Origin of the sequence: Streptomyces rubellomurinus, assembly GCF_000961885.1 — a bacterium.
Taxonomy (GTDB): domain Bacteria; phylum Actinomycetota; class Actinomycetes; order Streptomycetales; family Streptomycetaceae; genus Kitasatospora; species Kitasatospora rubellomurina.
On record NZ_JZKH01000403.1, the window covers coordinates 1 to 217 of the forward strand.

Below are 217 nucleotides of genomic sequence, written 5' to 3' on the forward strand. Positions count from 1 at the left end.
GGTCCAGTCGACGGCGGTGCCGGCGGTGTGGGCCTGGCCCACGAAGGCGGCGAAGGTCTCGCGGTCGTCCTGCTTGGCGCGCAGGGCGGCGGTGAACGCCGCCTCGGTGTCCTCGTCGACGCACTGGCGGGCCATGGCGGTGAGCACGGCGTCGGGGCCGAGCTCCAGGAAGCGGCGAACTCCCAGGCCCCACAGGGTGGTCACGCCATCGGCGAAG

The 217-nt window shown here is 74.2% G+C and carries 1 protein-coding gene; it reads right to left on the minus strand.

The annotated features are described in order from the left end of the window. On the minus strand, positions 1-204 hold a 204-nt coding region (locus VM95_RS38375; protein WP_045706468.1), incomplete at its 3' end, for a hypothetical protein. Positions 205-217: the final 13 nt, after the last annotated feature.